Below are 14364 nucleotides of genomic sequence, written 5' to 3' on the forward strand. Positions count from 1 at the left end.
TGAGGCCAGCAGTGACACGGCAAACTAGACTCTGTACGAAACAGTCTTGAGAAGAAGGTCAGGCAGTGTTCAACGCAGCATGAACGAGTATCAAGGCTTTTCGTACAGAGCCTAGACCTTGAGCTCCACCTCCCCCAGATGCCCCCCATGCGGCCCGAAACTGCGCTCGACCAGGTGTCGGGTTCCATCGGCATGGACAATCAACGCCGTGCTCGCTCGCGTCCCGTAGGCGGGGCTGGCAATGAACACACTGGACAGCAACGTCTCGGTCGCCAGCCCCACGCCCGTGTCGGGCAAGTCAGCCACCGGTGCGGGCTGCGGGTCGTTCAGCAGAGCCAGCAATGACTCGGGCCGCGGATCGTCCAACACCTCGGCCAGCGCGGCGCGGGCCTTGAGCAACTTGGGCCAGGGCGTGTTCAGCCCGGCGTTCGACAAGCCATAGACCCCCTCGGCCAAGCGTTGTGGCCGGGCATCGCGAGCATTGTGATGCCACAGCTCGGAGCCGTCGCCGAGCAACAGGTTGAACCCGCCATATTCGCCAGCGCGAGGGACGATTTCGCTGAAGTATTCGGCAATCGAGAGATGCCCGGTCAGGAACCGCGCCACCAGTTCACCCCGCGACTTGAACGCCGGCATCTGGCCCGGGTCGCGGATATTGGTCAGGGCCGCGAAACGGCCACCGGCAGCCACGCCGAGCCAGGTGCCTCCAGCCTCCAGGTCACGGCCAGCATGGACCTGCGGCGCGTCAGGCCACTGGGCCAGGGGCAAGGTCGGCCGGGCGTAGAACTCGTCGCGGTTGGCCGCCACGATCAGCGGCTGGGCATGCCCAGGTCGCCAGGCAAATACGATCAAGCACATCAGGTTGTCCCGTTAAAAAATGAACCGAACACTCCGCTTTCGTGGATCACTTTACCCACACAATCGGCCGGCATCCATCGCCTTCAGTGGAGCCGGGGGCCACGGATCCGTTACCATGCCGCTCTTGTTTGGGGGATGGGCGGGGAGACGCCGGTGGAATTTGTGCTCTATCTGCTGCTCGGCGCCTGCGCCGGCGTGCTGGCCGGGCTGTTCGGCGTGGGTGGCGGGATCATCATAGTCCCGGTACTGGTGTTCAGTTTCACCTTGCAGGGCTTCGATCCGCAGGTGTTGACGCACCTGGCCGTCGGTACATCCCTGGCGTCGATCATCTTCACCTCGGTCAATGCCGTGCGTGAGCACCAGCGCAAAGGCGCGGTGCGCTGGCCGATCTTCGCCTGGATGACCGTCGGGATCCTGATGGGCGCCGGTTTCGGCGCGATCACCGCCGAGGCGATTGCCGGCCCGCACCTGCAGAAAATCATCGGCGTGTTCGCCCTGGTCGTCGCCGCGCAGTTGGGCCTGGATCTCAAGCCCAAGGCCAGCCGTACGGTACCGGGCAAGGCCGGGCTGACCCTGGCAGGCACCGTGATCGGCTGGGCTTCGGCGATCTTCGGCATTGGCGGCGGCTCGCTGACCGTCCCTTTCCTGACCTGGCGCAGCGTGCCGATGCAGCAGGCGGTCGCGACATCATCGGCGTGCGGCTTGCCGATCGCCCTGGCCAGCGCATTGAGTTTCATGATTCTTGGCTGGCAAGATCCCTTGTTGCCGGCCCATAGTCTGGGCTTTGTCTACCTGCCGGCCTTACTGGGCATCGCCCTGACCAGCATGGTTTTCGCCCGTATCGGCGCGCGCCTGGCCCACCGCCTGTCGCCGCGCCTGCTCAAGCGAATGTTCGCCGCCTTGCTGTTCTGCGTGGGGCTGAGTTTCCTGTTCTGACGCAATACTGGCTTAATCCCGGGATGCCAGCCTCCCCCGGGCATTTTTGACGTTTACGAGGAATATCCATGCTGCCTTACCCGCAGATCGATCCGGTGGCCCTGGCCATCGGTCCGCTGAAAATCCACTGGTACGGCCTGATGTACCTGATCGGCATCGGCGGCGCCTGGCTGCTGGCATCGCGTCGGCTGAACCGTTTCGATCCCACCTGGAACAAGGAAAAACTGTCCGACCTGGTGTTCTGGTTGTCCATGGGTGTGATCGTCGGCGGACGCCTGGGCTACGTGCTGTTCTACGACCTGAGTGCCTACCTGGCCAACCCGACGTTGATCTTCGAGGTCTGGAAAGGCGGCATGTCGTTCCACGGCGGCTTCATCGGCGTGATGCTGGCAGCGCTCTGGTTCGGCAAGCGCAACAATAAATCGTTCTTCGAACTGATGGATTTCGTCGCCCCCATGGTGCCCATCGGCCTGGGCGCCGGGCGCATCGGCAACTTCATCAACGCCGAATTGTGGGGCAAGCCAACCGACGTCCCGTGGGCGATGATTTTCCCGCCGTTCAGCGACCCGGCGCAGTTGCCGCGCCACCCGTCGCAGCTTTATCAGTTCGCCCTCGAAGGCGTGGCACTATTCCTCATTCTCTGGCTGTTCTCGCGCAAGCCGCGGCCGACCATGGCGGTGTCGGGCATGTTTGCCCTGTTCTATGGCATCTTCCGCTTTATCGTTGAATTCGTCCGCGTACCGGATGCCCAGCTCGGCTACCTGGCGTGGAACTGGCTGACCATGGGCCAGGTGCTGTGCCTGCCGATGATCATCGGCGGACTGGTGCTGATCTGGCTGGCTTATCGCCGGGCGCCGGCTGCGGCCGCCAAGGTTTAAATTCGAATGCCGGAGCGCCGCTCCGGACTCAAGGACACAGGTAACACATGAAGCAATATCTCGATCTGGTGGCCGATGTCATCGAGCATGGCACCCGGCAAGCCAACCGCACGGGAGTGAACACCATCAGCCTCCCCGGCGCCATGCTGCGCTATGACCTGAAGGACGGTTTCCCGGCCATCACCACCCGCAAGCTGGCCTTCAAGTCGGCCATCGGCGAGATGTGCGGCTTCTTGCGCGGCGTGAACAACGCCGCCGAATTCCGCGCCCTGGGCTGCAAGGTCTGGGACCAGAACGCCAACGAAAATACCCAGTGGCTGGCCAACCCGTTCCGCCAGGGCGAAGACGACCTGGGCGAGATCTACGGCGTGCAATGGCGCAAGTGGCCGGCCTACAAGCAGATCCCCCTGAGCAACCCGGCGGCCATCGAGCAGACCCTGGCCCAGGGCTACCGGCGGATCGCCGAGGGTGAGGAGAACGGCCTGGCTTACGTGGTGCTGTACAAGGCCATCGACCAGGTGCGCCAGTGCGTCGACACCATCATCAAGGACCCGGGCAGCCGGCGTATCCTGTTCCATGGCTGGAACTGTGCGCAGCTCGATGAAATGGCCTTGCCGCCGTGCCACCTGCTGTACCAGTTCCACCCGAATGTCGAGACGAAGGAAATCTCCCTGACCCTCTACATCCGCTCCAACGACCTGGGCCTGGGCACGCCGTTCAACCTCACCGAGGGGGCCGCGCTGTTGAGCCTGATCGGCCGCCTGACCGGCTACACGCCACGCTGGTTCACCTACTTCATCGGTGACGCCCACGTCTACGAAAACCATCTGGACATGCTCAAGGAACAGCTCAAGCGCGAGCCGTTCCCGATGCCGAGACTGGTGATTTCCGAGCGGGTGCCGGAGTTTGCCAAGACTGGCGTTTACCAGCCTGAGTGGCTCGAACTGGTGGAGCCCGGCGATTTCTCCCTGGAAGGCTACCAGCACCATGCGCCGATGACAGCGCCGATGGCGGTCTGAGCAACGCCACCATCCCTTGCGGGAGCGAGCCTGCTCGCGATGAGGCCCTTACATTCAACCTATAGGTTGACTGCCAAGCCGCTATCGCGAGCAAGGCTCAATGCCCATGACTCCTGCCTACATGTGAATGCTCCACTTCCGGCGCCACCGCACCACTCACTTCCAGGCGCTGCAGGATCCCGCATTGATCCGGGTCCGGCCCTTCGCCGCAGCGATGGCGCAGGTCGATCAGTTGTGCCTGCAGCGCCAGCAGGCCATCGATACGGGCCCTGACGTGGAGGATGTGTTCATCGATCAATGCATTGACGCTTTCGCACTGGTCCTGGGGACTGTCGCGCAGGGCCAGGAGGCTGCGGATTTCCTCCAGGGTCATGTCCAGGGTGCGGCAGTTGCGAATGAACGTCAGCCGCTCGGCATGGGCCTGGGTGTAGACCCGGTAGTTTCCGTCGCTACGGGCAGGCTCAGGCAGCAAGCCTTCGCGTTCGTAATAGCGGATGGTTTCCACCTGGCAGTCGGTCATCTTCGCCAGCTCTCCGATTTTCATCCCATGCCTCCCGAATAGATGCTTGACCCTATAGTGGCTACAGGGTCTTTACTGTGCAACAGGCACTTTTCACGGACGTAACCGATGAGCGACTCCCTTCACACCCATAAGCCTGTTCACAAATCCGGCCACGGCCATGCCCATGGGCATTCCTGCTGCGCCTCGAAAGCGGCGCCGTCGGTGGTCGACCTCGGCAAAGCGCCGACAGACGGCGCGCGGCTGAGCAGTTTTCGCATCGAAGCCATGGATTGCCCGACGGAGCAGACGCTGATCCAGAACAAGCTGGGCAAGCTCGAGGGCGTGCAGCGACTGGAATTCAACCTGATCAATCGCATCCTGGGCGTGACCCACGCCCTGCCCAGCGATGCGCCGATCATCGAGGCGATCCGATCCCTGGGCATGCAGGCCGAACCACTCGCTGCAGGCCAGGACACCCCCACCCACACCCCACCCTCCCCAGCCAAGCCTTGGTGGCCGCTGGCCCTGTCCGGCCTCACCGCCCTGGGCGCCGAGGTGATTCACTTCACCAGTGCCGCGCCGAACTGGGTGGTCGCCCTGGTGGCGCTGGTGTCGATCCTCAGCGGCGGCCTGGGCACGTACAAGAAGGGCTGGATCGCCCTGAAGAACCGCAACCTGAACATCAATGCCCTGATGAGCATTGCCGTGACCGGCGCGGTGTTGATCGGGCAATGGCCGGAGGCGGCCATGGTGATGTTCCTGTTCACCGTGGCCGAGCTGATCGAGGCCAAGTCCCTGGACCGGGCACGCAACGCCATCAGTGGCCTGATGCAGATGGCCCCCGAACAGGCCACCGTGCAGCAGGTCGATGGCAGCTGGAAGGTGCAGGAGGTCAAGGCGATCGCCCTGGGTGCCCGCGTGCGAGTCCGCCCCGGTGAACGCGTGGGCCTGGACGGTGAAGTGGTGGCCGGCCGGTCCACCATCGACCAGGCGCCCATCACCGGGGAAAGCCTGCCGGTGGAAAAAACCGTCGGCGACAACGTGTTCGCCGGCACCATCAACCAGGCCGGCGAGCTGGAATACACCGTGACCGCGGCGGCCGAACACTCCACCCTGGCGCGAATCATTCACGCCGTGGAGCAGGCCCAAGGCTCACGGGCACCGACCCAGCGCTTCGTCGATCGCTTCTCGAAAATCTACACCCCGTCGGTGTTTGCCCTGGCGGTGGCGGTGGCGGTCATCCCGCCGCTGTTCATGGGCGCGACGTGGTTCGACTGGATCTATCGGGCGCTGGTGCTGCTGGTAGTGGCCTGCCCTTGCGCACTGGTGATCTCCACCCCGGTGAGTATCGTCAGCGGTCTCGCCGCCGCGGCGCGCAAAGGCATCCTGATCAAGGGCGGCGTGTACCTGGAAGGTGGTTACAAGCTGGATTACCTGGCGCTGGACAAGACCGGCACGATCACTCACGGCAAGCCGGTGCAGACCGACTATGTGGCGCTGGACCCAACGCTGCAGGCCAGCGCCCCGGCCCTGGCCGCGAGCCTTGCCGCTCGCTCCGATCACCCCGTATCACGGGCCATCGCCAGCGCGGTTGTGGATAAGCAGGCATCGCCACAGTCTGTGGATAACTTCGCCGCGTTGCCGGGACGAGGTGTTCGAGGCGACATCGATGGCCGGACCTATCACTTGGGCAATCATCGCCTGGTGGAAGACCTTGGCCTGTGCTCTCCCGAGCTGGAAGAAACACTCTTCGCCCTGGAAAAACAAGGCAAGTCCGTGGTGCTGCTACTGGACGACACAGGCCCCCTGGCGTTGTTCGCCGTGGCCGACACCGTCAAGGACTCCAGCCGCGACGCGATCCGGCAGTTGCACGAACTGGGGATCAAGACCCTGATGCTCACCGGCGACAATGCCCATACCGCCGAGGCGATTGCCGGGCAAGTGGGCATGGACCGGGCCCAGGGCGACTTGTTGCCGGAGGACAAGCTCAAGGCCATCGAGGCGTTGTACGCCCAGGGTCACCGGGTCGGCATGGTGGGCGATGGCATCAACGATGCCCCGGCCCTGGCCCGGGCCGAGATCGGCTTCGCCATGGCGGCGGCCGGTACCGACACTGCCATCGAAACGGCCGATGTCGCCCTGATGGACGACGACCTGCGCAAGATCCCGGCGTTCATCCGCCTGTCGCGGCAAACCTCCGCCATCCTGAAGCAGAACATTGCCCTGGCGCTGGTGGTCAAGGCGATCTTCCTGGGGGTGACCTTCACTGGCTACGCCACCCTGTGGATGGCGGTATTCGCCGACATGGGGGTGAGTCTGCTGGTGGTGTTCAATGGGTTGCGATTGTTGCGTAAATAAAGAACGCGGGCGCTGATTTTGCGGTCCGGCCCATCACACGTTTCGCTAGACCCCCTCACCACAGGATGGATCTCATCACCACAGGTCAACTCCCCTTATGCCGGATCAACTCCCCTCACCGAGGGATCTGCCCCGGTCTCCGTCACGCTTGGGCTCGCGGATCTTGTACCAGGCGACATACAGCGCCGGCAGGAACAGCAACGTCAGCAAGGTGGCGATGATGATCCCGCCGATCATCGCGTAGGCCATCGGCCCCCAGAACACTTCCCGGGCGATGGGGATCATGCCCAGGCTTGCCGCGGCCGCCGTGAGCAGGATCGGTCGGCGTCGGTGTTCCGTGGCCTCCACCACGGCGTCCCAGGGCGTGTAGCCGGCCCGCTCATACTCGTCGATCTGGGTGACCAGGATCACCGAGTTGCGGATGATGATGCCGATCAGCGCCAGAATGCCCAGGATCGCCACGAAGCCCATGGGCGTGCCCGTGGGCACCAGCGCCAGCACCACGCCGATCAGGCCGAGGGGCGCGACGCTGGCCACCAGGAACAGCTTCTGCACGCTGTGCAGCTGGATCATCAGGAACGTCGCCATCAGGAACAGCATCAGCGGCACCACGCTGGCGATCGGACCCTGGGCCTTGCTGCTCTCCTCCACCGTACCGCCGGTGGCGACCTTGTAGCCCACAGGCAGGCCGGCGGCGAAGCGGTCGATGTCCGGCTGCAATTGCTTGACCAGGTCGGTGGGCTGGATTTCGTCGCGCACGGCGGCCTTGATGGTAATGGTCGGCTTGCGATCACGCCGCCAGACCAAGGGCTGCTCCAGCTCATAGCGCACCGTGGCGAACGCCAGCAACGGGATCGAAGTACCGCTGGGCGTGACGATCTGCAGGTTCTGCAGGGTTTCCGGAGACCCACGCTCGGCGTCTTCGGCACGTCCGACCACGTTGATCAGGTAGATGTCGTCGTTGACCTGGGTCACGGGCGAGCCGCTGACGATACTGTTCATCAACCGGGCCACGTCCTCGGAAGATAGCCCCAACTGCCGCGCCTTGTCCTGGGCGATGTCGATGCGCAGGACCTTGCCCGGCTCGTTCCAGTCGTAAATGATTTCTCCGATATGGGAGTTCTTGTCCAGCTCGGTGGCCAGCTCGATGGCGTGCTTGCGCACCTGGTCGATGTCCTTGCCGCTGACCCGGTACTGGATCGGCCGGCCCACCGGTGGGCCCATTTCCAGGGACTGCACATAGCTGCCAATGCCGACGAAATCCTCGCGCAGGCGTTTGTGCAGGCGTTCGGTCAGGGCCGTGCGCGACTCCAGGCCCTTGCTCACGATCACCAACTGCGCGTAGTACGGGTTCTGCAGTTGCTGGTCCAGCGGCAGGTAGAAACGGATCGCGCCCTCGCCGATATAGGTACTCCAGCGCGCGATGTCCGGGTCGCCCTTGAGGGTCGCTTCCAGGCGATCGACGGCCTTGCGGGTTTCCTCCATCGAGGCGTTCTGCGGCAGGTTGAGGTCCACCAGGATTTCGGGGCGGTCCGAAGACGGAAAGAACTGGTTCTGCACGAAACGCATGCAGAACACTGCCAGCACGAACAGCAGCACGGTGATGCCGATGGCCCACCAGCGATTGCGCATCGCCCACAGCAGGCCGCCATTGAACGCCCGACCGATCCGCCCCGGCTCGGCGCTGTGGGGCTTCACGTTGGTGCTGAGGATATGCACGCCGATCACCGGGGCGAACAGCACCGCGACGATCCAGGACACCAGCATCGCCACGGCGATCACCGCGAACAGGGTAAAGGTGTACTCCCCAGCGGAGCTGGCGTTCAGGCCGATGGGCACGAAGCCGGCCACGGTCACCAGGGTACCGGTGAGCATCGGGAACGCGGTGGAGGTGTAGGCGAAGGTCGCGGCCTGCTCCTTGGTTTCGCCCTTTTCCAGGCGCGTCACCATCATCTCCACGGTGATCATCGCATCGTCCACCAACAGGCCGAGGGCAATGATCAACGCACCGAGGGAGATCCGCTGCATGGTGATGCCGCTGTATTCCATGAACAGGAAGACCATCGCCAACACCAATGGAATCGAGCAGGCCACCACCAGTCCGGCGCGGATGCCCAGGCTGATGAAGCTGACGACCAGCACGATCACCACCGCCTCGAACAAGGCGCTGGTGAAGCCGCCGACCGCCTCTTCCACCACCTCGGCCTGGTCCGACACCGTGTGGACTTCGACGCCCACCGGCAGGTCGGCGGTCAGCTCGTTCATTCGCGCATGCAGCGCCTTGCCGAAGTCCTGGATGTTGCCGCCCTTTTTCATGGCAATGGCCAGGCCGATGGCCGGCGTACCGTTGAAACGGAACATCGGCGTGGCAGGGTCGACGTAACCGCGACTGATATCGGCGATGTCGGCCAGCCGATAGAAACGATCGTTGAGCCGCAGGTTGACGTTGGCCAGGTCCTTCTCCGACTGGAACTGCCCGGATGTACGCACGGAGATCCGCTCGGGGCCGGCATCGATCACCCCGGCCGGCGTCACGGCGTTCTGGGATTGCAGGCTCTGCACCACCTGGCGCTGGTCGATGCCCAGGGCGGCGAGCTTGCGGGTGGAGAAGTTCAGGTACAGCACTTCGTCCTGCTCGCCGATCATTTCCACCTTGCCCAGGCCGGGGACATCGCGGACCTCGGCGCGCACCTGCTCGACGTAGTCGCGCAATTGGCGCATCGACAGGCCGTCGCCGGTAAAGGCATAGACCGACCCGTACACATCGCCGAACTCATCGTTGAAACCCGGGCCTTGCAGGCCTTGAGGGAAGTCGCCGCGAATATCGTTGATCTTCTTGCGTACCTGGTACCAGATCTCGGGGATGTCCTTGGCGCTGGTGGTGTCGAGCAGGTACACGAAGACCGTCGACTCACCCGGACGTGTGTAGCTTTTGACGTAGTCGAGGGAGTCGAGCTCTTCGAGTTTTTTTTCGATGCGGTCGGTGACCTGCCTGAGCGTTTCCTCCTGGGTCGCGCCGGGCCAGCGCGTCTGGATGATCATGGTCTTGATGGTGAACGAAGGATCCTCCTCGCGCCCCAGGTTCATGTACGAGAACACGCCCATCAGCAGCGCGACGAACATCAGGTACCAGACAAACGACTGATGCCGCAGGGCCCATTCGGAAAGATTGAAAGGCCCTTTCATCGTGCGTCCTCGTCGAGTTTCACTTTCTGCCCCGGTTGGAGGCTGTTCACACCGGCGCTGACCACGCGGTCGCCGGCCTTGATGCCATTGGCCACCAGCACCGCATCCGCCGAACGTTCGAGAATGCGCACGTCACGGGGAGAAACGGTCTGGCTTTGCGGGTCGACCAGCCAGATCCGTGCCTTGCCGTCGACCTCTTGCAGCGCGCTGAGCGGCAGCTCGATGCGCGGCTCGATGGCCGAGCTCAACGTCACGCCGATGGCCGTGCCCAGGCGCAGGCCCGGCGGCGTATCGGCCAGCGTCAGGCGGGCGCGACGGGTACGGGTAGCACTCTGGGCCTGGGGTTCGATCTCGCGTACGGTCGCGGTGGTGCGGGTGGCCGGGTCCAGTTGCGCAGACACTTCGAACACCACGTCCGGGGGCAGGCGCTCGGCCAGTCCGGCCGGCAGGTCGATCACCGCTTCCTTGATGTCCGGGCGCGCCAGGGTCACCACTTGCTGGCCGGCGGTGACCACTTGCCCGGCCTCGGCATGCCAGGCGGTGACAACCGCGTCGTGGTCGGTGCGCAGCTCGCTGTAGTTGAGCTGGTCACGGGCTTGTTCCACCGCAGCCCGGGCTTGCTCAAGGGATGCTCCGGTGGTCTTCAGGTCGGTCTGGGCGATGTCCAGCTGCGCCTGGGCACCGACACCGCGATCGAACAGCTGTTGCTGGCGACGGGCATTGGCCTGGGCATTGATGTATTGCGCCTCGATCCGCGCCAGGTCGCCCTGGGCGGCCCGCAACTGGTTCTGTTGGTCGGTGGGGTCGAGGGTGGCCAGCAGATCGCCTTTCTTCACCTCGGCGCCGACATCGACATTGCGGCGAGCGATACGCCCGGCTACGCGAAACCCCACATTGCTTTCGTAACGTGCCTGGATATTGCCGGCGAACCGCCCCAGGGCCTGCTGGTCCAGGGCCCGCACTTCGATGGACAGTACCGGGCGCACGGGCTCGGGCGGCGCTTCCTCCTTCGAACAGGCTGCCAGCGCCAGGCCGGCCAGGACCATCCACAAGCGCTTCATGGTTGGGCTCCTGTGGTTTTCTGTTCGGTGGGATGTTCAGCAATTTCAACATGCACGCCGGGGTGCAACAACTGGCCTCCCGCCGTGATGACTTTCTCGCCTCCCTTGAGCCCATCGCTGACGATCACCTTGCCGGTCAGGTAGCGGCCAACGGTGACGGTTCGCAATTGGGCCTTGCCTTCGTCGTCCACCAGCCATACGGCGGGCTCGCTGAGGTTCTTGGTCAAGGCCGACCACGGCAGCTCCACGGCGGTCTTGCCGGCGGACTTGGCGGTGGCGCTGACCACCGATCCCAGGCGCATGCCTTCGGGCAGGCTATCGAGGGCGACCTTGACCTGCACGGTACCGGTCTCGGCGGACACCGCGGGCGTGATCTCGCGCACCTTGCCGGAGGTCTGGATGGCCGGGTTGTCCAACAGGCTGATCACGATGGCCGGATCCGCGGACGGCTCGCTGAGCAGGGATTCGTAGATGTTGAACACCGCATCGCGCTCACCGTCCCGGGCGAGGCTGAAGATCGGCTCCGTGGCCTGCACCACCTGGCCAACCTCCGCCTGGCGCGCCGTGATGATGCCCGGCGCCTCGGCGATCAGCGCGGTATAGCTCAGTTGTTCGCGGGCATTGGCGAGCTGGGCCTGGGCGGCGCTCAATGCACTCTGGCTGCTGCGCAGTTGCGCCTGGGCCGCGTCATATTCGCTCTGGCTGGTGTAGCCCTTGGGCAAGAGTTTCTGCTGGCGCGTGAACGCTGCCGCGCTCTGCTTGACCCGCGCCTGCTCGGCGGCCACCTGGGCCTCGGCGGAATCGACATTGGTCTGCAAGTCCCGGGGGTCGAGCCGCGCCAGCACCTGCCGGGCCGAGACTCGATCGCCCACATCGACCTTGCGCTCGATGATCTTGCCGCTCACGCGAAACGACAGGTCAGTCTGCACGCGAGCCTGGACATCGCCGGTCAGGGTCACCGAAGCCGCGTATTCGCTGGGCGTGGCTTGCTGCACGAAAACCCGCGGCAGCGCTTTCTCCACGGCCTTTTCCTCACCGCATCCCGCCAACAACGCACATAAACCCAAGCCAACAACCAGTTCGATTCGGGGACCAGCCATGCAGACTCCTTTGCGTTGTACGGACGTGCCAGTGACGATACGACTGTGAGCTTAGAGCAGGGTTCAGTGCTTGCAACAGAATCACAATGCACACGCCGATCAGGCAAACTGCCCTTTTTGCACAGGCAACGGCAAGCCAAGCGAGTCGGCGCCTGCAAGTCCAGCCAGCAGGACAACCTCTCATGCTCAAGACCCTTGCGGTGGCCAACTACCGATCCATCAATGAACTGGTCATTCCCCTCGGCCGCCTGAACCTGATCACCGGCCCCAACGGCAGCGGAAAATCCAACCTGTACCGCGCCCTGCGGCTGTTGGCGGAAACGGCCCAAGGCGGGGTCGTCAACGCCCTGGCCCGTGAAGGCGGACTGGATTCGACCTTCTGGGCCGGGCCGGAGCACATCAGCCGACGCATGCGCAACGGCGAGGTACCCGTCCAGGGCAACGTGCGCCAGGCCAGAAAACGCCTGCGCCTGGGATTCGCCGCCGAAGATTTCTCCTATTCGATCGCCCTGGGCCTGCCGGAACCCAGTCTTTCCGCGTTTTCGCTGGATCCGCAGATCAAGCGCGAAACCATCTGGGCCGGGCCGGTCTTTCGTCCCGCCAGCCTGCTGGTGGACCGCAACGGGCCGATGGTGCGCGCCCGAGAGGGTCGCTCATGGGATGTCCTGGCCCAGCACACCCCCACCTTCGACAGCCTGTTCGACCAGGTGGGCAGCCTGCGTACGTCCCCGGAGGTCTTGCAGATGCGCGAGTTCATCCGTCGCTGGCGCTTCTACGATCATTTTCGCAGCGACGCCGAGGCCCCGGTGCGCCAGCCGCAACTGGGCACCCGCACGCCGGTGCTGCACCACGACGGCCGCGACCTGGCGGCCGCCCTGCAGACCATCCTTGAAATCGGCGACTTCCAGGCGCTGCATGCCGCCATCGGCGATGCATTTCCCGGCGCCCGCCTGGACATCGAAAAACTCCAGGGCGGACGTTTCGCCATCGCATTCCAGCAGCATGGCCTGCTGCGTCCGCTATCCGCCGCCGAGCTGTCGGACGGCACCCTGCGCTATCTGCTGCTGGTGGCCGCCCTGCTCACGCCGCGACCGCCCTCGCTGATGGTGCTCAACGAGCCGGAAACCAGCCTGCACCCGGACCTGTTGCCTGCCTTGGCGCGGTTGATCATCCGGGCTTCGGCCAATTGCCAGGTCTGGGTCGTATCCCACGCCACGCGCCTGATCGCCGCCTTGCAGCAGGACGATGATTGCAATTGCATCATGCTGGAGAAAGACCTGGGCCAGACCGGCGTAGTGGGCCAGGGCATGCTGGATGCCCCCGCGTGGAACTGGCCGGATTGACTGACGGTATTTGCAGAGGCCGAGTAAGAAGGCTATTTTCCTTTGCGCTGTAGGAAGGGTCTAATTTTCCAGCAACCTCTCCAAGGAACCGCAGCTCAAGGCCAGACTCCATGGCTTCCATCACAAGGACGATAAAAAATGGCTGACGTGAAAGCCCCGCAACCCCTCGACCCACAAGATATCGTCAAGCTGCTGGTGGCCCTGCGCCGGGCATTGAAGGCACGACCTGCGTAACGCAATGGCAGGCAATAAAAAACGCCGACGCTGGCCAAGCCGTCGGCGTTGAAAGTTTCAAGCACGCGTTGCTCGATCAGAACGCCGGCAGTACCGCACCGCTGTATTTCTGCTCGATGAAAGCCTTCACTTGCGGGCTGGTCAGGGCCTTGGCCAGCTTCTGCATGGCGGCGCTGTCCTTGTTGTCCGGGCGAGCCACCAGGAAGTTCACATAGGGCGAATCCGAACCTTCGATCACCAGGGCATCCTTGGCCGGGTTGAGACCCGCTTCCAGCGCATAGTTGGTGTTGATCATGTCCAGGTCCACCTGGTCCAGCACCCGCGGCAGCATGGCCGACTCCAGTTCCTTGAACTTGAAGTTGTGCGGGTTCCTGGCGATGTCCTTGGGCGTGGCCAGGGCGTTTTTCGGATCCTTGAGTTCGATCAGTCCAGCCTTCTGCAGCAGGATCAGGGCACGGCCGCTGTTGCTGCCTTCGTTGGGGATGGCGATGGTCGCGCCATCCTTGAGCTCGGCCAGGCTCTTGACCTTCTTCGAGTACCCGCCAAACGGTTCGACGTGTACGCCGATCACGGTCACCAGGTTGGTGCCCTTGCCCTCGTTGAAGCTCTTGAGGTACGGCAAGGTCTGGAAGTAGTTGGCGTCCAGACGCTTCTGATCGACCTGTACGTTGGGCTGGACGTAGTCGGTAAAGACCTTGATCTGCAGGTCCACGCCTTCCTTGGCCAGGGCTGGCTTGATCAGCTCGAGGATTTCAGCGTGGGGCACCGGCGTCGCCGCCACCACCAGTTTTTCCGCCGCCTGGGCCAGGCCCGAAGCCAGGGCTGCCGCCAATGCGGTGAACAACAGAACCTTTTTCATGCAGTGTCCTTATCGAATATCACTGTCGTC

General features: G+C 63.8%; 11 protein-coding genes. 5 read left to right on the top strand and 6 right to left on the bottom strand.

The window, feature by feature from the left end:
- Window positions 1-111: 111 nt before the first annotated feature.
- On the bottom strand, window positions 112-858 hold the full coding sequence (locus BLP99_RS20430; protein ID WP_072397695.1) for an NRDE family protein: 747 nt from the start codon (window positions 856-858) through the stop codon (window positions 112-114).
- Window positions 859-1011: 153 nt separating this feature from the next.
- Between BLP99_RS20430 and BLP99_RS20435 the strand changes: the two genes are divergently transcribed.
- The 3 genes from BLP99_RS20435 to BLP99_RS20445 all read left to right on the top strand — a co-directional run bounded on the left by BLP99_RS20435 (window position 1012) and on the right by BLP99_RS20445 (window position 3691).
- Entirely contained in the window at window positions 1012-1794 is a 783-nt protein-coding gene (locus BLP99_RS20435) for a sulfite exporter TauE/SafE family protein (RefSeq protein ID WP_072397777.1), read from the top strand.
- Window positions 1795-1862: 68 nt separating this feature from the next.
- A complete protein-coding gene (lgt, locus tag BLP99_RS20440) occupies window positions 1863-2672 on the top strand; it encodes a prolipoprotein diacylglyceryl transferase (protein WP_072397694.1) in 810 nt (269 codons plus the stop codon).
- A gap of 47 nt (window positions 2673-2719) precedes the next feature.
- On the top strand, window positions 2720-3691 hold the full coding sequence (locus BLP99_RS20445) for a thymidylate synthase (RefSeq protein ID WP_092181560.1): 972 nt from the start codon (window positions 2720-2722) through the stop codon (window positions 3689-3691).
- 97 nt (window positions 3692-3788) lie between these two features.
- Here BLP99_RS20445 and cadR read toward each other — a convergent pair whose 3' ends face one another.
- Window positions 3789-4235 carry a Cd(II)/Pb(II)-responsive transcriptional regulator gene (gene cadR / locus BLP99_RS20450; RefSeq protein ID WP_072397692.1) on the bottom strand — a complete coding sequence of 149 codons (447 nt, stop codon included), beginning with the start codon at window positions 4233-4235 and terminating at the stop codon, window positions 3789-3791.
- A gap of 84 nt (window positions 4236-4319) precedes the next feature.
- Between cadR and BLP99_RS20455 the strand changes: the two genes are divergently transcribed.
- Window positions 4320-6551, top strand: a complete 2232-nt coding sequence (locus BLP99_RS20455; protein WP_092181563.1) for a heavy metal translocating P-type ATPase — start codon at window positions 4320-4322, stop codon at window positions 6549-6551.
- Window positions 6552-6656: 105 nt separating this feature from the next.
- Here the strand turns inward: BLP99_RS20455 and BLP99_RS20460 are convergent, their stop codons facing one another.
- From BLP99_RS20460 to BLP99_RS20470, 3 genes are read right to left on the bottom strand one after another with little or no spacing between them, the layout of a single operon-like run.
- Complete coding sequence (locus BLP99_RS20460; RefSeq protein ID WP_072397683.1) at window positions 6657-9737, bottom strand: efflux RND transporter permease subunit; 3081 nt, start codon at window positions 9735-9737, stop codon at window positions 6657-6659.
- Window positions 9734-10798 carry an efflux RND transporter periplasmic adaptor subunit gene (locus BLP99_RS20465; RefSeq protein ID WP_072397667.1) on the bottom strand — a complete coding sequence of 355 codons (1065 nt, stop codon included), beginning with the start codon at window positions 10796-10798 and terminating at the stop codon, window positions 9734-9736. The genes BLP99_RS20460 and BLP99_RS20465 overlap by 4 nt, the downstream gene beginning before the upstream one ends.
- Window positions 10795-11898 carry an efflux RND transporter periplasmic adaptor subunit gene (locus BLP99_RS20470; protein ID WP_072397665.1) on the bottom strand — a complete coding sequence of 368 codons (1104 nt, stop codon included), beginning with the start codon at window positions 11896-11898 and terminating at the stop codon, window positions 10795-10797. The genes BLP99_RS20465 and BLP99_RS20470 overlap by 4 nt, the downstream gene beginning before the upstream one ends.
- Window positions 11899-12080: 182 nt before the next feature.
- On the opposite strand from BLP99_RS20470, the gene BLP99_RS20475 reads away from it, so the two are divergent.
- Window positions 12081-13241, top strand: a complete 1161-nt coding sequence (locus BLP99_RS20475; RefSeq protein ID WP_072397663.1) for an AAA family ATPase — start codon at window positions 12081-12083, stop codon at window positions 13239-13241.
- Between the two features lie 310 nt (window positions 13242-13551).
- On the opposite strand, the gene BLP99_RS20480 is transcribed toward BLP99_RS20475, so the two are convergent.
- Window positions 13552-14334 carry a MetQ/NlpA family ABC transporter substrate-binding protein gene (locus BLP99_RS20480; protein WP_072397661.1) on the bottom strand — a complete coding sequence of 261 codons (783 nt, stop codon included), beginning with the start codon at window positions 14332-14334 and terminating at the stop codon, window positions 13552-13554.
- Window positions 14335-14364 lie beyond the last annotated feature (30 nt).

It is taken from the genome of Pseudomonas sp. NFACC32-1 (genome assembly GCF_900101215.1).
GTDB lineage: Bacteria > Pseudomonadota > Gammaproteobacteria > Pseudomonadales > Pseudomonadaceae > Aquipseudomonas.